This is a genomic window from Mariniflexile sp., assembly GCF_041583155.1.
In the GTDB taxonomy this organism is placed as follows: Bacteria; Bacteroidota; Bacteroidia; order Flavobacteriales; family Flavobacteriaceae; genus Mariniflexile.
The window spans coordinates 57,148-78,915 of record NZ_JBFHGK010000017.1; the positions used below are offsets into that span (position 1 = coordinate 57,148).

General features: G+C 33.6%; 12 protein-coding genes and 1 pseudogene. 2 read left to right on the forward strand and 11 right to left on the reverse strand.

Going from position 1 to position 21,768, the window contains the following annotated elements; genetic code table 11:
- Window positions 1–58: 58 nt before the first annotated feature.
- The 6 genes from rlmB to ABYI63_RS08495 all read right to left on the reverse strand — a co-directional run bounded on the left by rlmB (window position 59) and on the right by ABYI63_RS08495 (window position 11,582).
- Complete coding sequence (gene rlmB, locus ABYI63_RS08470) at window positions 59–796, reverse strand: 23S rRNA (guanosine(2251)-2'-O)-methyltransferase RlmB (protein ID WP_372755448.1); 738 nt, start codon at window positions 794–796, stop codon at window positions 59–61.
- 94 nt (window positions 797–890) lie between these two features.
- Entirely contained in the window at window positions 891–2,504 is a 1,614-nt protein-coding gene (locus ABYI63_RS08475) for a RagB/SusD family nutrient uptake outer membrane protein (protein ID WP_372755450.1), read from the reverse strand.
- 29 nt (window positions 2,505–2,533) lie between these two features.
- Entirely contained in the window at window positions 2,534–5,659 is a 3,126-nt protein-coding gene (locus ABYI63_RS08480) for a SusC/RagA family TonB-linked outer membrane protein (protein WP_372755452.1), read from the reverse strand.
- 607 nt (window positions 5,660–6,266) lie between these two features.
- A complete protein-coding gene (locus ABYI63_RS08485; RefSeq protein ID WP_372755454.1) occupies window positions 6,267–6,986 on the reverse strand; it encodes a hypothetical protein in 720 nt (239 codons plus the stop codon).
- 30 nt (window positions 6,987–7,016) lie between these two features.
- Entirely contained in the window at window positions 7,017–8,432 is a 1,416-nt protein-coding gene (locus tag ABYI63_RS08490; RefSeq protein WP_372755456.1) for a RagB/SusD family nutrient uptake outer membrane protein, read from the reverse strand.
- 12 nt (window positions 8,433–8,444) lie between these two features.
- The gene (locus tag ABYI63_RS08495; protein ID WP_372755458.1) at window positions 8,445–11,582 is read right to left on the reverse strand and encodes a SusC/RagA family TonB-linked outer membrane protein; all 3,138 of its coding nucleotides are present in this window, start codon (window positions 11,580–11,582) and stop codon (window positions 8,445–8,447) included.
- A 369-nt stretch (window positions 11,583–11,951) separates the two neighbouring features.
- On the opposite strand from ABYI63_RS08495, the gene ABYI63_RS08500 reads away from it, so the two are divergent.
- Window positions 11,952–12,641 carry a hypothetical protein gene (locus ABYI63_RS08500; RefSeq protein WP_372755460.1) on the forward strand — a complete coding sequence of 230 codons (690 nt, stop codon included), beginning with the start codon at window positions 11,952–11,954 and terminating at the stop codon, window positions 12,639–12,641.
- Between the two features lie 117 nt (window positions 12,642–12,758).
- Here ABYI63_RS08500 and ABYI63_RS08505 read toward each other — a convergent pair whose 3' ends face one another.
- The 5 genes from ABYI63_RS08505 to ABYI63_RS08525 all read right to left on the reverse strand — a co-directional run bounded on the left by ABYI63_RS08505 (window position 12,759) and on the right by ABYI63_RS08525 (window position 21,427).
- A complete protein-coding gene (locus tag ABYI63_RS08505) occupies window positions 12,759–14,033 on the reverse strand; it encodes a hypothetical protein (RefSeq protein WP_372755462.1) in 1,275 nt (424 codons plus the stop codon).
- Window positions 14,034–14,054: 21 nt separating this feature from the next.
- Window positions 14,055–14,993 carry a hypothetical protein gene (locus tag ABYI63_RS08510; protein ID WP_372755464.1) on the reverse strand — a complete coding sequence of 313 codons (939 nt, stop codon included), beginning with the start codon at window positions 14,991–14,993 and terminating at the stop codon, window positions 14,055–14,057.
- A 24-nt stretch (window positions 14,994–15,017) separates the two neighbouring features.
- Complete coding sequence (locus ABYI63_RS08515; protein ID WP_372755466.1) at window positions 15,018–16,451, reverse strand: SusD/RagB family nutrient-binding outer membrane lipoprotein; 1,434 nt, start codon at window positions 16,449–16,451, stop codon at window positions 15,018–15,020.
- 29 nt (window positions 16,452–16,480) lie between these two features.
- Window positions 16,481–19,615: a SusC/RagA family TonB-linked outer membrane protein gene (locus ABYI63_RS08520; RefSeq protein ID WP_372755468.1), complete on the reverse strand. Its 3,135-nt coding sequence runs from the start codon at window positions 19,613–19,615 to the stop codon at window positions 16,481–16,483.
- 117 nt (window positions 19,616–19,732) lie between these two features.
- Complete coding sequence (locus ABYI63_RS08525; RefSeq protein ID WP_372755470.1) at window positions 19,733–21,427, reverse strand: hypothetical protein; 1,695 nt, start codon at window positions 21,425–21,427, stop codon at window positions 19,733–19,735.
- Window positions 21,428–21,606: 179 nt separating this feature from the next.
- On the opposite strand from ABYI63_RS08525, the pseudogene ABYI63_RS08530 reads away from it, so the two are divergent.
- Window positions 21,607–21,768: pseudogene (locus ABYI63_RS08530) on the forward strand (30S ribosomal protein S12); the annotation flags it as partial.

A 21,768-nucleotide genomic window follows, 5' to 3' on the forward strand; every position in this document is an offset into this window, starting at 1 on the left:
GTTTTAAAAAATAAGGCAAGGTTTCTGAACAAATCTTGATTGTTTGTTCTAAATAGATTTAACCAAGTCGTTGCCTTACGGCTTCATACAAAAAGGCGCCACAAGCTACAGAAACATTCAACGATTCTATATCCCCCAATATTGGTAATTTTGCTTTAGCATCAACCACTTTCAAAATAGAAGGATTGATACCTCTATCTTCCGAACCCATTATGATTGCACAAGGTTCAGTAAAAGAAACATCATAAAGCAAATCATCCGTTTTTTCGGTGGCAGCAATAACTTTTATTCCTGAAGACTGCATGTAAAAAACAGCATCTTTAATATGGTCAACTTTACAGATTGGCACTTTGAATACGGCACCAGCACTTGTTTTAATAGTATCTCCATTTACGGGGGCACCACCTTTTTTTTGTACAATAATTCCAGAAACACCAGTACATTCTGCAGTTCGTATAATAGCACCAAAATTCCGCACATCGCTTAATTGATCTAGTAATAAAAACAAAGGTGTTTTTCCAGACTCGATTACATTAAGAACCAAAGTTTCTAAATCATAAAATGCTATTGGAGAAATTTGTGCAACGGCACCTTGGTGATTTTTATTGGTAAGTCTGTTAAGTTTTTCAACAGGCACATAGGATATGTTGATGGCATTTTTGTTGAGTAAAGACTCGAGTTCGCTAAAAAGATCTCCTTTTAAACCTTTTTGTAAAAAAACTTTATCAATAGTTTCGCCTGCGTTTACAGCTTCAATAACAGCGCGTATTCCAAAAATTTGTGTCTGGTTTTCCATGAGGCAAAGGTATAAAAAAACAAAAGGTAGTAACTTAAAATTACTACCTTTATAATTATTAATTCTTGCAATGTTTATTCATTACGATGCGTGATTAATTTTGATCTGCATCTGTAAGGAAAGGATTCGCATCAATTTCTTTTTGAGGTATTTTCCATATCCATTTATCATTAGTTGATGGTTTTGCTTGCATGAAACCATCTTGATATAATACAAGAGACGCACCAGAATTTGTTTGGTCTATAGCTTCATCCCATCTGATATTATCGTGGAAGCTAAAGCCTTCACCCCATAACTCAACTCTTCTTTGCCATTTAATTTCATCCATAAGCTGTGCTTGTGTAGTAAATGCCAATTTGTTGAAATTTGGATTTCTTTTTATTCCTAAAACTTCAAGAGCATTTTGTGCGCCTGTAATATCCGAAAGCATCGCTTTTGCTTCTGCTTCGATTAATACCATTTCAGAGGATCTCATGTAAATAACATCATCAACTCCAGTGGTGCCTGGGTTTTTCAATTGAAACTTCACATTCATATATGGATGCGTATTATGAGCACTTGTAGCTCCATATTTTGCTATAATTGCCGCTTTGGCAGCATCAAAAGAAGCTTTGTCGTTATAATTAGGATCTGTTAAATAGCTTCCTCCTTGTCCATTTGAAGCGGCGCCATTTGTATTTGGAGCTAATGGTAACCATGCTTTGTTTCTGTAATCTGTAGCAGGTATTCTATCATATAATTCTTTGCTAATTAATTTAGGGTTACTTCTGTTTAGAGACCCATTAAAAGAAAATGAAATAAAATAGAAATAAGATTGGAAGTAATTTGATTCTGTATCGATTACTTTTCCTCCCCAAATAACTTCTGGTAAATCGTAAGAGTTAAAGCCTGATAGCCATTCGGTTTCGTTTAATAAAGGATAGCCAACCCTAGCTAATGCCGCATTACTTGCTGCTGCAGCCCAATCTCCTTTTGATAATGCGATACGTGCTTTAATTCCATAAGCTGCATTAAGTGAAATATTTGATTTGTTTTCTGCAGCACTTGCAACTTTTAAGTAATTTATAGCAGCATCAATATCTTTATACATTTGTGTATAAACTTCTTCCACTGTGCCACGTGGTGCTCCTACATACGGTGCACCTGCTTCTAGTATTAAAGGCACTCCCGGATCTGTAGATGGGTTTCCTATAAGATAACCTTTAGAGAACGTAGTTACTAATCTCCAATAAGACCAAGCACGATATGCATGAGCTTGTCCTAAAATGTTATTTAATTGTGGTGTTACCGTAAAATCACTTGAAGCAACTGTATTAATAATGTTGCTTGATGTTGCGATAAAGTGGTAACGCTGAAACCAAAGATTTAAATTAGTTGTGGAATTAGGGTTGATATGACTTGTCCATTGTGCATCAGCTCTCATCCAACCGTTACCTGGAGAAGAATGTATGGTATTTCCGCCAACAGCATCAAAACCTGGTATAAAGTAACTCTCTCCAGATCTACTTGATTCACCTCCCTCTAGTTGATTTTGGCCATACATCATTCTGTGTAGACCATTCAAAACAAGTTCCATATTATCAGGATTTGAAAGTGCAGCAGCTTCAGAAATTGAATCTGTAGGTACCGTTTCAAGATATTCTTCAGAACAGCCTACGACCATTACCATTGTCAAGGCAAGTAGTAATTTAATTTTATTTCGTATCATTTTTTATGTTTTTAAATTTAATTTTTTAACTAAAAAGCCACATTTACACCAATAGAGATTACTCTGTTTGGATTGTAATCATTACCACTTGGAGTTCCAGCAAGATTGTATTGTGGGTTTAAACCAGTTCTTTTTGCAAACATGAATAGATTTTCACCTGAAGCAAATAATCTTAATTTATTAATTCCTATTTTATCTGCCACAGAATTACTTAAACTATAAGATAGATTTACATTTCTGATTGCTATGTAAGAGGCATCAGTTAACCATCTTGTTGATAAAGATTGAGCTAAATTTATATTGCCATTTTGTAATCTTGGTACATCGGTAATATCACCAGGATTTTTCCAAGTATTCAGCATATCAGGGTGTAAAGATGCTCCATAAGTACCTGCGTGCATCATATCTGCATAACCGTAATCAAGGATATCACCACCAATTTGGTAAGTTAGTAAGACACTTAAATCTATATTTTTATATTTAAAACTGTTTGTTATAGAGCCAATTAAATCTGGAATGGCAGATGCATTAGCATAGCCTTTTGATGCAGTCGCCCAGCTATTAGATGTTTTATGAGTGCCATCATCATTAAGCACTGGAACACCTACTTGTCCGTCAACTTCTTCATACATATAATATAAAGCATCTCCGTTTGTTGGATCTACACCAGCATAATCATACAAAAAGAAATCATATCTTGAACGACCAACTTCCCAACGTTTAGACCCATCTACGAAAGGGTTTGGAAGTGCTGTAATCTCATTTTTAAGAGTTGAAGCTTGAATGCCTAAATTCCAAGAGAAATTATTTGATTTTATAATTTGCGCATTTAAACCTAGTTCAAAGCCTTCATTGTATAAATCGCCAACATTGTCTGGAGCTTCAATTTGACCTTCTGATGGAGCTATAGGTACGTTGTATAAAAGGTCAGATGAAATCTTTTTATAATACTCAAATGAACCTGATATACGATTGTTGAATAATCCGAATTCTAAAGCAACATCATAACTTTCTGAAGTTTCCCATTTTAAATCAGCATTACCCGTTGAGTCCCAAAAGATACCAGGAGCTCCTGCATTTGGATAAATGGCATATAATGGTTGAGAGATATAATAGTTACCTAATTGGTCATTCCCAACTTGACCATAAGAACCTCTTAGTTTTAGGTTATTTATAAAATTCACATTTTTCATGAAGCTTTCTTGATCAATTCTCCATGCACCACCAACAGAATAAAATGTTCCCCATTTATTATTGGTGAAAACGGATGATCCGTCTCTTCTTACAGATCCACTTAAATAATATTTACTACCAAAATCATAATTTAGCCTAGCTAAATAACCTTCTAGTTTATAATCTGTACTACTTCCATCAGCATCTAATATAACCGAAAAGTTTGCTAATTCATAGATTCCAGATGCAGTTTCAGTACTTTTGAACGCTCTATTTTCAGAAAAATTTCTATCAAAACTTTCGTGTCCTAAGGTTAAATCAAAATTATGATTTCCTAAGGTTTTGTTATAACTAATTAATTGATTGAAATTTTCAACAGTTCTTCTGAATCTGTTATCATCAAATCTAGCAGTAGGAGCACCATCACCAACTACTGGGTTTTCATAGCTTTGATTGATGCTGTCTTGGTAATCTTGCCCATAAATGAAACTAGTTTTTAGCCCTTCAATAATTGTAAAATCGGCATTAAATCTATAACCATAGTTGTTTCTTCTGGTTATTTCTTCATTCAAAATAGCTTCCTCAAGAGCGTTACGCCCAACGTTTGTTGGTCTTGATTGAATTCCTAAAGAAGCGATGCTTTCACCTCTATCCCAAATAATATCACCTGCTTCATCTCTAAGTATTTGGCCTGTTACAGGATCTAGTAAGTAAGGAGAATAAATGGACCCCATATTTTTTGCAAAACCAAAAACGTTTGCAACTGATGTTCCTCTTGATGCAGGACCGTGTGTGTTTTCTGTAGAGATGTTAACATTACCGCCAATAGTTAACCATTTTGCAGCGTCGAATGTCCCACTTAAACGTGTAGTAGTTCTTTTGTAATTGCTCTCAATTACATATCCATTTTCATCTAGGTTGGAAGCAGATAAAAACACAGAGTGTTTTTCCCCTCCTCCTGATACGTTTATAGAGTGACTTTGTCTAGAGCCTGTTCTTTCCAAAGCATCATACCAACTTAAATCCTCTGCAATTAGCTGAGCATTTGGGTTTAAAACACCATTAACGTCTACTATCTGGTCATTTGCAACATTAAATGGATTTCTGCCTAAACGATTGTATAATTGTGAAGCAGCAGTTTGTGCGGCATTAGCACCTGTTAAAGAGTTTTTATATGACTGAAACATTAATTCGTAATATTCACCTGGGTTAACAGCGTCATATTCATCAATGCCCTTGGTTATGGTTCCGAACTGACTAGTTGCATTAACAGTAATCCCTGTGCTTTTCTTACCTTTTTTAGTGGTAATGATAACCACACCATTAGCGGCACGAGATCCATAAAGCGAGGTTGAAGCGGCATCTTTCAGGATGGTCATCGATTCGATATCATCTTGATTAATGGTATTCAGTCCGCCTTGATAAGATACGCCATCCACAATAAAAAGTGGATCCGTATTTCCGTTTAACGTACCTACACCTCTAATTACGATGCTAGGAGAGGAGCCTGGTTGCCCAGAAGCTGATAGAAATTGCACCCCAGTAGCATTACCTTCAATTGCTGCAATTGGGGAGGTTAGTGGTCGAAGCTCAAGATCTTCAGCCTTAACAATGCTGGCAGAACCTGTAAATGCTTCCTTTGTGGTTGTACCAAAAGCCACTACAACTACTTCGTTAAGTGAGGTTGCATCTTCTTCTAAAACTAAATTAATAGTGTTTGATGTACCAACTTGTACTTGTTTGGTTGTATAACCAACGAAACTATAAACAAGAGTTGCACCCTGTTTAGCTTTGATGACATACTTGCCATCGAAATCTGTTGAGGTACCAAAAGAGGTTCCTTTTACTACGACTGTTGCTCCAGGTAGCGGTAAGCCAGAAGCATCTGAAACTTTACCTGAAATAGTCTTTTCTTGTGCAAAAGTAAATTGCACGGCAAACGCAAGTAAGAGCGTTAGAATTCCACTAAACTTTGTTTTCATTTTATAATTATTTGAATTAGTCAGCGTCAAAAATCAAAATAAAAAGTTAATAAAACAATAAAAAAATGTAAAATATTTAGCTTGATTATTAAAACTCTAACAATAAATTAATAAATATTGGGTTTTAATGTAATTTTTTCATGATTTTTAATAAATAACTTGTAATATTTTATTTGTTAAAATATTGTGTTATTTAATTGTTAAATTAAGATGAATTGTGTTTGTTTTAATCTTAACTTCCGCTATTCCAGGCAAATGTCATAGTTTTTTATAATTTTTTTTTGTAATAAAATCCAAATGTGAGAAGGTTGAAATATAATTTATATTGTAAAACTTGTCTGAAGCGAATGGAATCCTTTACTTGAAAAGGTTTTGCGATTTATTAATTGTTTTTTGTTTTTATTATTTAACAAATAACATCTTTTTTCTTACAAAAATTGTTTTTGCTAAATGTATTCTAACATTATAAGGGGTGATAGGAAATCATTTTATGTGAAATTAGTCAAGATTTTTTATTGATTTTGGCATTAGGCATTAAAAGATTTAGACATAAAAAAACCACCTCCTAAGAAGTGGTTTTTTTATGAAAAAAATATTCTTTTATTGTTTATTTAGTTTCAAATGGTGTGCTGATTGAACTATCATAGCTGTACGGTTGCGTAACTTGAGCAATAACAACTCCATCTAATTTTAAAGAGAAGGTGTGCCCACCATCTCCATAACTGTCTTTTAAGATGAAAATGAAGTCTCTATCTCCACAAATCGAAATTGTTTCGGATGCAGTGCTCATTCCTGAATAGGTTCCTTCTTCAACTGAAGCAATTACATCTCCAAGGGAATTTTGTATTTCCCAATAAGCTTCTTCGGGATAACTATCGAAGGCTAAATCTAAAGTTAAAGTTACTTCATTACAAATCTGGTAGTAATTTATAGTTGTTCCGTCTCCAATGTTAGCTACTGTTCCGTCTGCCACAAAATTAACAATTACTTTGTTTATACCTATTCCTAGGTTGACGTCTGATAGGTTTATGCTTAAAACACCTTTGTTTGTTCCACCAGGTACCGTAACGGTTTGAGGTACGGTATATGAATTATCTGATGCACCTGTTCCATCAATTGATAAACTGAAGGTCCTATCATTACCTGTAATGTTTGAAGTGTAAATTGGAATATCTACTGTAGTTTCACCACCAACATCAACTCCAGCGGAGTAACTAGCGTTTCCAAAAGTTACATAACTAAGGCTAGATTCATTGGTGTCTTCTTCGCAATTGTAAAGTAATATTGAAGAAAATATTGCTAAAAAAATGTATGTTATATGTTTCATTAGTTAATTTTTAAACGATTATACTAATTGTTATCGATTTGCATTAACGCTGTTGTCAATGTTTTCATTAGCGTCAATTTCCTTTTGTGGAACTTTTAAAAAGAACTTTTTGTCATCAGGTAAAAGTCCTGAGTTAATTAATCTATGATTTCCAGTTCTTGTAATACCTCTTCTTAGCCTTTTGGCATCAAACCATTCTACACCAATTTCTGCATATAGTTCTTTTCTTCTTTCAACTAAAATTTCTTCATAAAGGGCATTTCCAGTATTAGTTGATTTTACAGCTAATGGGTCTCTGTTAGATTGTAATTGAAATAATAAATCGTGTGCGGTATCCACATTTGCACCGCCTTGTTTAAACAACGCCTCTGCTTCAATTAAAATCATTTCTGGAGTTCTCATAAGAGGTATGTCTGAATCAAATGCGAAATGAAACTTGGTAGTGGTGTAATAATTCCAATTGGCATCTGAACCACCATATGGAGTTTCAAATAAATTTCTAACATCTGAATCTGAAAATAAAGCTACAAAGTCTCTATTTATGTATGTTCCATAATAGGCATCTGCTTGATGATCTGTAAATGCATGTGGTGCGATATAATAATAATTTGATTGATCGGTTGTTTGAGGCATACCCCAAATCCATTCCATATTATTAATATCATCGAAGCCATCATCATAATTGTTAGGATCTAAAACAGCCGAAACATCCCCTCCGTAGGCATTATGAGCTGCTTCTGCTGCACCAGCCCAATTTTCCATTACTAAATATACATTGGCTAATATACCATTAGCAACTTGCTGATTAACATACGATTTGCCTAATCTTGATGAATTTAAATTTTCAACAGCTTCTGTTAAATCTGAAAGAATTAAAGCATACATTTCATCAAGTGTGCTCATTGGTTTACCATCTAAGGATAACTCTGTGTAGATAGGTGGTGCTGGCAATGATGAATCGTAAGTATAAGTGTGTTGAAACTCCATGGCTAATTGAAAATAGAAAAATGCTCTAATAGTTTTTCCCTGCGCAATTAACTCACTTTTGTCTGCTTCCGATATGGAACTACTTAATTCAACCCCATTAATTAAACTATTTGCTTGATTAATCATATAAAAAGGGTATTCCCAGTTAAAAATAGTTCTGGTATAAGTAGGTTCTCTATTATCATTGTCATAATCAAAATTGTACCAAGAATTCTGGATTAAATCGTTCCCTTTAACGGCTCTTGCAAAATAAAGCGAGTAAACACCACCAGCATCTGTTCTGGTGAATTGTCTTCTAAAATTTCTGTGAATTCCAGATAGTAAAGCTTCCGCCCCTTCTCTAGATCCAAAAATAACAACATCCGAAACCGAACTTGTAGGTGCTGGGTCGTTTAAGAAATTATCCTCACAACTAATAGTTATGAAGGGTATAAGTAGTAAAATTATATATTTTTTCATTTTTCTAAATTTTTAAAAGTCTAAATTAAAACCAAATGAAAATATTCTTTGGTTATATGAACGGTAATCTGTAGTTCCAGCTAAACTTTGTTCTGGATCTAAGCCTTTATGACTTTGGAAAGTTGCTAGATTATCTCCTTGAAAATAAACTCTTAGTTTTGATATCCCAAACTTGTTAATGGTTTGTTTGGGTAAGTTGTAACCAAACGTTAATGCTTTTAATCTTAAATAGTCATTCTTAAATAAGAATCTATCAGATCTACTAGAAAAATCGTTTTGAGATGCTAGTAATAATGGAATATTTGTGATATCTCCAGGTTCCTGCCATCTATTATTTAAATCTACAGTACCTGGTATTCCAGCAGTTTCGAACGCACCAAATAAACCAGCATAATTGGAATCATAAATGTATGAACCCATACTGAAATTAAATAAAATATTGAAATCAAAATTACCCCAAACAATTGAATTATTGAAACCTCCAATAACATCTGGCAAGGATGATTTGTCCAAATAGTTTCTAGAAGCCTCAGCATAATCACTAGTAACTTCTCTTTCTCCTGTTGGTTCACCGTTTGTGTCTAGCACATCTTTATACCAAAGCGCATAACCGTTTTGTGGATCAACGCCTGCCCATTCTTGCATATAAAATTCGTATAAAGACTTACCAACTTCCCATCGCTTAGTACCGTTAATAAACGATTCTTGGCTTAGTTCTGTAATTTCGTTTCTGTCAAACGAAAAGTTAACACTTGGTGTCCATCTAAAATTTTCCTTATTGATAATATTTGCACTTAACGCAACCTCTACACCATAATTTTTAATGGCACCAATATTAGTTGTGATAGATTCGTTACCTGTTGATACTGCTAACGGTTTGTTATATATTAAATCAACAGACTCTTTTGAATAGTAATCAACAGATCCGTTGATAAGGTGATTAAATAGTTCGAAATCTACACCAATATTGCTAGAAGCAGTTTTTTCCCATGTTAGTCTTGGGTCGGCTACTTGACCTAATAATACACCTGTGTTATCTAGTTCGTTTTCTCCTGTTTCAAAAAGTGATAGGTAAGGGAAGTAAACCGAATTTCCTAGGTCATCTAAAACTAAATTATTCCCAAGTTCACCATAAGAAGCTCTAATTTTAAATAAATTTACAACATCGTTATTATATAAGAAATCTTCGTTTGATATGATCCAAGAACCACCAACCGAGTAGAAATTACCCCATCTAACATCTGAACTGAATCTACTAGAACCATCTGTTCTAAAAGATCCCTCAACATAATAGCGCTCTTTGTAGTTGTATGAAAGTCTAGCTAAATACGAATCTAAAGTCTCGTCTGAAATGGCACCGCTTACACCTTCTGGAGTCGTGCTACCGTTTAATACCTTTACGTTTGGTAAAAAACCAACACCTTGAGCACCCAAGTCATCGTCACTTCTTTTAAAAGCTTCATGTATAACATCAACAGATATTTTATGATCATTAAACGTTTTGTTGTAGTTTAATGAGTTAATCATGTTTGTAGTGGTAACAAAGTTTCTATCTTGGTCAACACGCCCTCCAACACTAGCAGCAACACCATATTCGCTATGGTTGTAGCTAAAATAGTCATAAATATATTTTTCATAAGAAACTTGAGTTTTAAAGCTCAAATCTGGTGTTATATTAACTTGAAAATAGGTGTTCGCAGTAATATTGTCTCTTTTGTATATTTCATTATATAAATATAAAGAACCAACAATATTCTCTCCTTGGTATTGTGGTCTGGCAGCGTTAAGAGATTGACCTGCAGTATTGCCATAATCATAAATTGGATTACCGTCGTTATCTAAAACTATGTTGCCATTTGCATCATGTCTGTATAATGGATAAAATGATGATAAGTTGTTAATCCACTGAATTGTACTTGTATAGGAAGAACCACTCTGATCTGGGTAAGTTTGACTTGAAGTTGAATAAGATAGGTTTAATCCCATTCTGAACCATTCTTTTACTTTACTATCAATGTTTAAACGTGTCGTGATTCTCTCAAAATCTGAAGTTTTGATACTTCCTTCTTGATTTAAGTAGTTCCCAGAGAAATAATATGATGTGTTTTCACTACCTCCTGAAACACTTATAGAGTGTTCTTGTCTAGTAGCAGCATCGTTGAAAAGTAAATTTTCCCAATCCGTATCCCATAACTTGGTAGTGGATACTAACTTGCCATCAGTTCCCACAGGATTTGCGATTCCGTAAGGATTATAACCTAAAATTGGAATTAAATTGTTTGAAGCGTAAGTTGCTGCATTTGCAGAAGATAGACCATCTTCATATTGTGCTGCATTGCGCATAGCTTCCCAAGTATATTCTGTAAAAGTATCAGTGTCTAATAACTCGTGAGGTTGTACAGCTTGGTTAGCAAAACCGACTGTAGATCTAACTGATACTGTAGTTGGAGCGTTAAGTTTACCTTTTTTAGTATTTATTAAAATAACTCCATTCGCACCTCTAGATCCATATAATGATGTTGAAGAGGCATCTTTAAGTACATTCATACTTTCAATTTGATCTGCACTGATGGTATTTAAGTTTCCATTAAAAGGAGCTCCATCTAAAATAATTAAAGGAGAAGCAGATGCATTGATTGACGAAACACCTCGTATTCTGATGGTTGGGTTGTCACCTGGTTGTCCACCGCTTGCTATAATACTAACACCAGGAACACTACCTTGTAGTGCGGTAGTTACTGAAGTAACCTGTTGGTTTTCTATTATATCGGATGATACTACGGCTACGGCACCAACTATAGCTTTCTTTGTTTGCGTACCATACGCAACGACTACAACTTCTTCAAGTGATGTAGCATCCTCTTGCATGGTGGTATTAATAGTGCTTGAAGTACCCACTTTTATTTCTTTGGTAGTGTATCCAACAAAACTGAAAACTAGGGAAGCACCTGAGTTTGCCTTTATTGCATATTTTCCGTCGAAATCGGTAGACGTTCCTGTATTGGTCCCTTTAATTACAACGGTTGCTCCAGGAAGCGGGAAGCCCGAAGCGTCCGAAACTGTTCCTGAAATTGTTCTTTCTTGTGCAAATGTTAGTTGCACAACAAACGCTAATAATAGCGTTAGAATTCCACTAAACTTTCTTTTCATTTTAAGATTTTTTGAATTAGTCAATGACAAAACTCCAAATAATAAGTTAAAAAAACAATAAAATTCCGTTAAAATAAACATTTGTACTACGTAATTATTACGAAAATACTTATTTATTTGATTGTTTGTTAGTGTCTTACGAAAAGATGGTTAACGATATTAAACAAAAGGAATAGGGATTGTTTTTGATGGTATTTGTAAGGGGTTTTTACAAAGTATAACCTTATTATTAAGAGATGGTTTATTAACGCTATGTTTTTATTCGCCTTTATTTTTATTAATTTTTTAGACCTTACTAGCCATATGAGATTTTACATGGTGATTGTTTCCACTAGCTTTTTTTGTATATTTCCTTTAAATTAAAATAGAATGAGAAAAATTATTATACTTATTGTCGTCTTATGTTTTATTAGTATTGATGCTCAAAATTTAGATAACCTAGGAGAGCGATCGTTACATCGAATTATTATAACTCCTAATAATGAAATTAAAGGCAAAGATTATATTTATAATGAGTGGAATAAAGGTGAGTTATTTATTAAGGATAGTGTCGTAATGAAACAAGAATTTTTAAAATATGATGTTTACAATGATCGTATTTTAATTAAATTTAGGGATAATCCTATTGAAATTGTCGCTATTGAGGATGAAAAAATAAAAGGGTTTGTGATTTTCGATAGTGGTTTAAATCATTATTTTGTAATGTTAGATGGTATTAACTTCGTGGATACTGTAAAAAATGGTTACTATGAAATTCTAGGAAATAATTTTAAATCTAATTTTTTAATAAAAAAGAATATTAAGGTCGTATTTGACCCTAACCGAAGTAAGGGTAGTCAAACCATAAATAATTTACCTCTTGAGTTTCAGGATAAGACAATTTATTATTTAAAGAATGCTGATGGGTTATATGAAGAAGTAAGATTAAAGGAGAAGGACTTTATGCAAATATTAAATTCTAACCAAGAGGCAACATCTAATTTTATTAAAGAAAATAAATTACGTTTTACCAAGGAGGAGGATGTTATTAAAATAGTTGATTATTACTATTCTTTATAGTATTTGATAATTTATGAGGTTGTTTAATTCTCAAATAAATTACTTATTGTTTAGCATCATGCAAAAAAAAACCATCAGTTTAAAAACTGATGGTTTTTTCAAACTATTTAAAAACTTTTATTGTGTAGAAAATATTAAAGTTTGATTTTCATAAAGTCCCCAAGCTCCCAAATCGTAGGTAATTGATAAGGTTATTTCTCCAGTACAAGGGTTAACTGTACCAGTTCCATATTCATCTCCGCCACCACCAGGTTGGCCATAGTCGAACCAAGTATTTGCTTGAACAGTAACATTTAAGGTTAATGGATCAATAGTTACCACCATGTAAGCTGTATCGTTGTTAGCAATCCAAGTCATGTAAGAAGGTGTGTCTATAATAAATGAGTAAGGATCTCCAAGCACAGGTAGTAATTCTGTTGTGTCTCCAGGAGAATAATCAGCCCATTCGTCTTCAACTGCTGTAGCGGTTCCTATAAAAATTGAAGCATTTATATCGGCTACAATTTTACTCTTTTTCTCTCCAACTCTATTAATTGTATAAGTAGAACCAGATTTTACAATTTCAGCCATTATGTAGTATGTTGACACGTAAGTGCAAAATTCAGTTGAATTTATAGCGTTAGGGAAAGCCATCATTTCGTTTGAGATCACACCTGTTTGGTTAAAATTGATATCCAAATTCATGTCTCTTGATAATGATGTATCTACATCAAAGAAATCAGCCATTACATAATAGGTTCCATCAGGTGTTGTTGAAGGTAAAACTAAACCTTCAAAACCAGCGCCATCAGCCTCATCAATATCACCTACAACATCTTCACTACTTGAGATTAAAAGACGCATATCAGCAAAGTCTGTTGGTTCGATTTCTACTCCTGAATTATCAGTTGTAGTCGTGGCAATAGCCCATTCTAAATTAATTGCTAAATCACCTTCTGTATAATTTAATATAGTGAATTCCATTGTTGCAGGGGTTATCGAAGCATTGGCAGTTGTGTCATCACCAATTTGAATTTTAACAGTTTCTGTTTCCTCTGCTATATCATCTGAAAGAATAGTAATCTTACCAGTAGCAGATAGCGATCCAGCTCTAATTACCAATTCACTATCTACAGTATAATCTTCCCCTAAGGTAGCATCTCCTGCTATTTGATTTACATGTAACTTTACATCTACCATTTGCACTGTACTTAAGGTTGCTGTAAATCCATAAGAAGAGTCGTCTTCTATTAAATTTAAGTTGCTTACCGTTGTGGTAACTGTTAAGTTTGGTGCGGTAGGTACCAAAGAGCTATATCCTGTATTCTCTTCCTGATCGCAACTAACTACAATGATACTTATAGTTAATGCTAACAGGCAAGAAAATATATTTTTATAATTTTTTGTTATCATTTTATTTTTTTTAATGTTAAATTAATCTACAATCTTTTGTAGTTTTTCATAAAATTCTCTTGGACCTGATCCAGATGTAAAATAACCTACAGTTAGTATTAATTGGTCTTCACCTGTTACATCATTTTTGATTGCTATATTAGATCCCGTACAAGGAGCTGTAGTCATCGCAAAATTATCACATGTAATTATTGGATTATCATTTAATAAGGTAGCTGTTCCATCTAAATTAGTTTCTAATATGGTAATTTTACCTGTATCAGAATCAACGGTGAAATAGAATGTGTTGTCATCCCAAGCAGAAATTCCATTGTGCTTATAGATAGAAGCATCAATAGATTCAATTACCACAGTAGGATTAAAATAGTTTGCATAATACTCTCCAATTCTCCAATAATCACCTTGTAAAACTGTATATGTACCAGCAAATCTTGTAGATACAGTTGCTTTAGTGCTTTGATAATTAATTCGTTCGCCATTGCTGGTCATTACATAATAATCCAATTGCCAGTAATCTCCAACTAAGTAATCTCCGTCATTGGTTGATAACGGACTTCCATCTGCGATTAAGTCAGCAGCCAATTCTTCAAAAGTAAAACTATAATTTACCAAACTGTTTTGGTCTCCAGTTACCGTAATTGTTTTGAAATCATCAATAGTATTTGACTTTACTACAACTTTTGATTCAACACCGTCTGTGTCTGTAACTGTTTTAGAAGTGTAAAAAGTTTTGCTCACTCTGATACTTGTTGTTTTCACAGCGCCTTGGTATACTCTTATTGAAGCAGAATAAGGACCAGGATTACCAACTACGTAATTAATAGAAGTGTTTTTAACATCTAAAAGTCCGCCTTCGCTATAGTTACCATCTGGATTATCCACATTTAAATCAGCATCATTACAAGACGAAACTGTAATAAGTGTGAGAAATAATAGGCTTAATATTTTTATTGCTTTCATAATTTTATTTTAATAGTTTGTAAATTAATCCATCCACCAAAGAGGTGTCGTTAAATTATCTGTACCTTGAGACGAAACAGCCGCTTCATAATTGGCTTTATTAATAGAAGCCTCAGTTGTAGGATAGTTGTAACGCAATGGTATTTGTGTTAAAGCACCATCTATTGCAGGAGTTAAAGCAGGAATCTTAGTTCTTCTCCATTCAGTCCATGCTTCAACACCTTGAGAATAAAGAGCAATCCAATTTTGGGTTGCGATATCTGTAAGGGCTGCTTGTGTTGATGAAGTAGCTAAAGATTTGTTTAATAAATAAGAAGAAATATCGGCTGTAGAAACGCCGTTGTACTCCATTGAAGCTCTAATTCCTTCTAAATAATGTGTATTTGCATTACCTGTAATATAATTTTTAGTAACCGCTTCGGCCATTAAGAATTTAAGTTCAGGGTAGGAGATAAAGAATCCTGGAAGTTCAGGACGTAAATAGAACGTACCCAATGCAGAAACATTTGTGTAGTTATAGTCATCACTTGGAACATCATTTAGGCCAGAAGGCTTCCCTCTATAAACGCCGTCGGCATTTTTCTGCGCATATACAGCCAAACGAGGATCGTTAGTGCTTGCTAACATATCAATCATTACAGAATTAACTTTCCATTCACCACGAGTACCAAACACAATAGTTTCATAAAGTGGATTTGCACTTGGGTCGGCACCTAAATAAACTAATCGAGCATCTTCAGAATTACTTGTGAATAAATTTCCAGCAGATACTAAGGCTTGCAATTGTGAAGCTACGTCCATTTTGGCAGAAGCTCTCATAAGCACTCTAAATTTTAAAGAACTTGCAAATTTTTTCCATAAAGTGGCATCTCCGCCATATATAATATCATTTGTAGAATCTATAGTTCCAGAAGTTCCTAACAATGCAATGGCATCGTCAAGTAACTTTAAAATACCATTGTATACAACTTCTTGTTCATCATAAACAGGAGAAATATTTCCATCAACACCAGCTTTAATAGCCTCAGTAAATGGGATATCACCAAAAACATCTGTTAAGAATGAGTATCCGTATGCTTGTAAAGTTAAAGCAACACCCATCATGTTATTATTTTCTTCTTCTGAAGCAATGTTATACATAGAATTAGCGTCTGATATTACTACGGCGTAGAAGTCATCCCAAACAGTCGTAATAACAGATTGTCTAGGGATATATCTTTCCTCATCGTTGTATTGTACTTTAGAAAATTGTTGAGCCCAACATGCTCCCATATCTCCTCCAACAAATGTGCTGTAAGATCTGTTTTGAGCCCCTCTTGCTATTCCAGGAATAAGAAGACTTGAAGGGACTGCTGTAGGATTGTTAGGATCCTGGTTTAGCGTTTCAAAATTATTATCACAACCTACTAAAACTAATAAGCCTGATAATAAAAATGATATAATTTTAAATCGTTTCATATGTTTAAATGTTATTTTTATAATTGTTATTATAGTTTCAATTGAATATTTAAACCAACACTTCTTGCAGATGGTAATTGACCAAATTCTTGACCTTGTTCAGAGTTATCATCGCTAAATGAAGATTCCGGGTCAATGTGAGGTGCATTTTTATGCAAAATAGCCAAGTTTCTACCTACCAAAGAGAAGTTTATATCTGTAAATAACGTTTTATCAATTAATCTTCTAGGTAGTTTGTAGTTTAACATTACCTGTCTTAATTTAACGTAAGATGCATCAAAAACAGAACTTTCAACGATACTGTTTGAGTATGCTCTTTTGTTATAGTCTTCTGCAGTTACTGTTACATTATTAGGAACATAATCCCCATCAACCAACATAACACCGTCACCAATAATACCATTTTCTCTTCCTGCTAATGTTTCGTATAACACACCTGCATATCTACCCCATGTATTTGTCATAGTATAAATATCACCACCTATTTTAGCATCAACTAATACATTTAAACTTATGTTTTTGTATGAGAATGTAAAATTAGCGCCACCAGTCCAGTCTGGAGTAATGTTGCCTAATACCTTTGTTCCTGTTGCAATTGTAGGCAATCCATTTTCATATATTACTTCACCACTAGGACTTCTTTCGAAATACGTTCCTACTATTGAGCCATATGGTAAACCTTCTCTAGCTTCCAATGTCATATTCCATTGACCACCAAGTACTAAGGATTCTAAACCACCCAACGAAACAACTTCGTTTTTGTTTTTAGCAAAGTTTAAATCTAAGTCGAAAGTAAAGTCACCACTTTGAACTAAGGTAGAACCTAATTGTAGCTCAATACCTTTGTTGTTCATTTCACCAACGTTTTGAACCGCGCTAGTATAACCAGAAGCTGCAGTTACCTGTACAGGTACTACAAGATCAGAACTTGTTTGATCGTAATAAGTTGCGTTAAAACGAACATTACCATTAAATAATCTAAGGTCCATACCAAATTCAACACCAGTAGTTGATTCTGATTTAATATTAGGATTGTTTAACTGACTTGGCAAGAAAGCCACAGAATTTCCACCCCATGTTTCAGTGGATAAAGAATAAGTTGGCTGTAAACTGTATGGGCTTAAAGCACCAATACCACCAACTTCAGACCAACCACCTCGTAGTTTTAAAAATGATAAAACATCTGAATTTATATCAACCATATCAGTAATAACAGCACTAGCTGTTACAGAAGGATAGAAGAAGTTATTATTAGCAATTGGTAATAAACTAGACCAGTCATTTCTTCCTGAAAATTCTAAAAATAAATAGTTTTTATATGAGAATTTACCAAATCCAAATAAACTGTTTATTTTTTGCTCTGAAAATGAGTTGTTTACCACCCAGCTACTACCTGCAGCTAAGTTGCTTACATTGTAAAAGTCCGGTAATTGAAGTTGAGGAACTTGTGTTTGAGCTAATTCTGATTTTCTGTACATAGAGTTTCCACCAGCACTTATTTCAAAATGTAAATCGTCAGTAATTTTTGTGTTATAAGTAGCTATTAACTCCGTGTTTCTTTCAAAATAAGTACGGTTAATTTCTTCATAGAATCCATTTGGAGCACTATTACTTCCAAAAGCTTGTCTGTTGTTTTGTCTAGAGTTCCAAAAGTTTGAACCTATTTTACCGCTAACATTAAATTGGTCGTTAATTGCGTAATTAAATCCAATATTTCCTACAAGTCTGTCTTTAGCATATTGTTTTGTGTTTGTGTCTAACACCCAATAAGGGTTGTTTTGGTAAACAGTATTCCAGTTTAAGGGTGTTCCCGCAGCAGCTGTACCTTCTGGAGATAAAGGTAGATTTCTCCAATCTTTTAAATCTTGGAAGTTAACTTGTCTTTGAGACCAAATCATTTGTTGCACAGGATTCTCGTTGTTATAACCTTGTGTTACCAAGTTATCACTTTTAGAACGAGTGTAATTCACATCAATTGAAGTTGTGAATTTATCAGATATTGTGTAGGTAGATGAACCATTTACAGAGAATCGACTAAGATCAGTGTTTGGAACCATACCTGTTTGTTTCATTGTTGCAGTGGATAATCGGTATCCAATGTTTTCTGCTCCGCCAGAAAATGAAAGGCTGTTATTTAAAGTAATACCAGTATCAAAAAAATCTTTGATGTTATTTGGATTTGAAACCCATGGAAGAGGAGCTCCTCCTACTTTATAAGAATCCCATTGTACAAACTCTAAACCCACGTCTAAAGGTGGACCCCAGCTTTCATCAACACCACCACTACCAGTGCTACCATCTATCCATTCATAGAAGTCTTGGTTACCTCCACCACCGTAAGAATTTTGGAAGTTAGGTAAAACAAGTGGGGTTTCAACAGACATAGTGCTGTTGAAAGAAACTCCTAAGCCTTTACCTTTATTACCACTTTTTGTAACAATTTGAATTACACCATTTGATGCTCTTACACCATATAGTGCAGCAGCAGCTGGTCCTTTAAGAACAGATATAGATTCTATATCATCAGCATTGATGTCCGAGATACCATTTGGTAAATCAGCACCACCACCATCACCAGCATTACCAAAGTTTCCACTTTCTAATGGTACACCGTTTACCACATATAATGGCTGATTGTTACCAGTAATTGAAGATGCACCTCTAAGAATAACTCGAGAAGAAGAACCAACGGCTCCTGAGCTATTTGTAATTTGTACACCAGCAATCTTACCTGATAAAGAATTTACAATATTGGTTTCACGAGCGGCAGTCATTTCGTCTCCGTTCAATTCCTGTACGGAGAAGGTGGCAGATCTTTTTTCAACTTTTCTACCAAAACCTGTAATAACCACCTCTTGTAAAGATTCTGCATCCTCTAGTAAGGTTATTTTAACGGTGCTAGAAGCACCTACTTTGATTTCTTTGGATGTGTAACCAACAAAACTAACTACAAGGGTTGCTCCTTGCTTTGCCTGTATTGAGAATTTACCATCGAAATCTGTTGATGTACCCGAAGAAGTACCTTTTACTAAGACAGTTGCTCCAGGAAGCGGTAAACCAGAACCATCTGATACTGTACCTGAAATTGTCTTTTCTTGTGCAAATGTTAATTGCACGACAAACGCTAACAAAAGCGTTAGTATTCCACTAAACTTTGTTTTCATGTTAAAATTATTTGAATTAGTCAATTTCAAAAATCAAAATAAATTGTTAATAAACCAATAAATTATGGTTAAAGTTTCTAATTATTGCCTATTTATTAAGAAAGTGTTATTTTAAATTTAAAAATTCGCAATTAAACTAAGGTGTATTTTAGAATTAGCCAATTTAAATGAGTTATTCTCATTTTTGCCATTAGCGAAATTAAATTTTAAAAGGCCTGTTTTTGTCAGAATTCCAAAACCAAAACCAAAAGTGTAAAGTCTTTCTTCGGTGTTTTGTAATTCGTTTTCGAAAAAACCAAGATCGGAAATTGAATGTATATAGAGTGTGTTGTTTAATTGATAACGATATTCGGTGTTTATCAATCCAAATAACGTTGCGTAAATGCTGTTTTCTTCAAAACCTCTTATGGAATTTATGCCTCCAAATCGTAATAATTCATTTTCAAAATAGGTTTTTGAATTGAGATTAGCTACATTAAGTCTTAGATAGAAACTGTTTTTGTTGTCTAAATTTAAAATCTTGTAGCCGTCAAAACTCATTAAGGATTGATTTTCTTGTTGGTCCGTTTGGTATCTTGTTCCAATATTTGTTTCAAATAAAATGCTGGTGTTTATTGGGAATAATGAATTATAATTTTGATTTTTCAGAAATTGATAACCTAGCGAAAAATACCTTGTATTATAATCGAAAATGGTAGTGCTAGTATTTTCATTTAGTAGGTTGTTTGATTGTGTTGATAGGATGCCTGAATAAATTTTATGCTTAGTGTTTATTTGGTAATGTGCTTTTACCGATTGGTTGACTGTGCTAAAAGATGAATCTTGTTTAAAAATGCGAAGTGCCAAATCAATACCGATAGGTGACTTTAATAAATACGGTAGACTTAAATTAGTTTCAAATGTTTTTTGGTCGTTTTCATCACTCTTGTAATTCAACTTAAAAGACTCACCATAATTTAAATTATTGATAAGACTTAAATTGAGGTAGCCATCAAATTGAAGGTTGTTAGTGTCTTCATTAGTTCCAAAACCTAAAAAGCCGTCAAAAGTATTGCTCGCTGTTTTTTGGAGGTAAACATATAAGGTAGTTGAATCTTTAGAAAAAAGTACTTCCGGAGGTTTTATCTCGCTTGCAAATCTTAAATTATTTAAGCCTTTAGTTTTGGTTTTAATTTCATTTAGGTTAAAAAGTTGATTAGGCTTAATTTTTAAATAGTATTTTAAGAAGGAATGGGGGAATTTTTCATAACCCTTAATTATGATTTTACTGATATTACGTTTTCGGTTTGTAGTTTCAATATTTAAATAAGCTTTTAGGTTATGTCTTGATTCAATTTCGATATTGGATAATTTCAATTTTGTAAAAGGAAAACCTTTTTCTATCATTTTGGAATTAATAAAATTCAAAGTGCTTTCGAGTTGAATAAAATCAATTATAAAATAATTTTCAAATACTTTTTCTGAAACTGAGTTTAGTAGTTTTATATCAATTTGCGATCTTTCGTAATATATATGTATCGCTTTATACTTTGTTTTTAGGCTTATTTGAGTTGAAAATGTAGAATCGTTATTTTTTTTTAGCGGATAGATATGGTTTTCAATGTAACCAATATTGAAAAGTGTTTTTTGAATTAAATCAATTTCATTCTGGATGGAAACGTAATTCTCATGCTTTTTTCTATAATCGAGCGAATCTAAAACTTTTGTTTCATACGGATTATTTCCGCTGATGTGAAGCGATAAAGTTTGACCAAACACGTCAAAAGAAATGCTTATAACTATAATAAGGTATAAAATGCCAGTTTTTTGCACCAGTTAAATTGCTGTTTTATAATGTAAATCTAACGGAAAAGTTAAACTAATAATGTAAGCTTAGAAAAAAAAATCATAAATGTTATGAAAATTAATGAATTAGGGTTTGAATTTTACATTTTAATTTCTACCTTTGCGGCCCTCTTAAAAGAGGATTATTAAATTTATATATAATATATATGCCAACAATTTCACAATTAGTACGAATAGGAAGAGCCAAAATAACCAAGAAGAGTAAATCGGCTGCTTTAGATTCGTGTCCACAAAGACGTGGGGTTTGTACGCGTGTTTACACTACTACACCTAAAAAACCTAACTCGGCAATGCGTAAAGTTGCTCGT

Bases quoted from the DNA above. Each gene is read 5' to 3' on its own strand.
- ABYI63_RS08515 (WP_372755466.1), bottom strand. From the start codon at position 16,451: ATGAAACGATTTAAAATTATATCATTTTTATTATCAGGCTTATTAGTT.
- ABYI63_RS08495 (WP_372755458.1), bottom strand. From the start codon at position 11,582: ATGAAAAGAAAGTTTAGTGGAATTCTAACGCTATTATTAGCGTTTGTT.
- ABYI63_RS08520 (WP_372755468.1), bottom strand. From the start codon at position 19,615: ATGAAAACAAAGTTTAGTGGAATACTAACGCTTTTGTTAGCGTTTGTC.
- ABYI63_RS08475 (WP_372755450.1), bottom strand. From the start codon at position 2,504: ATGATACGAAATAAAATTAAATTACTACTTGCCTTGACAATGGTAATG.
- ABYI63_RS08500 (WP_372755460.1), top strand. From the start codon at position 11,952: ATGAGAAAAATTATTATACTTATTGTCGTCTTATGTTTTATTAGTATT.
- rlmB (WP_372755448.1), bottom strand. From the start codon at position 796: ATGGAAAACCAGACACAAATTTTTGGAATACGCGCTGTTATTGAAGCT.
- ABYI63_RS08485 (WP_372755454.1), bottom strand. From the start codon at position 6,986: ATGAAACATATAACATACATTTTTTTAGCAATATTTTCTTCAATATTA.
- ABYI63_RS08490 (WP_372755456.1), bottom strand. From the start codon at position 8,432: ATGAAAAAATATATAATTTTACTACTTATACCCTTCATAACTATTAGT.
- ABYI63_RS08505 (WP_372755462.1), bottom strand. From the start codon at position 14,033: ATGATAACAAAAAATTATAAAAATATATTTTCTTGCCTGTTAGCATTA.
- ABYI63_RS08480 (WP_372755452.1), bottom strand. From the start codon at position 5,659: ATGAAAACAAAGTTTAGTGGAATTCTAACGCTCTTACTTGCGTTTGCC.
- ABYI63_RS08510 (WP_372755464.1), bottom strand. From the start codon at position 14,993: ATGAAAGCAATAAAAATATTAAGCCTATTATTTCTCACACTTATTACA.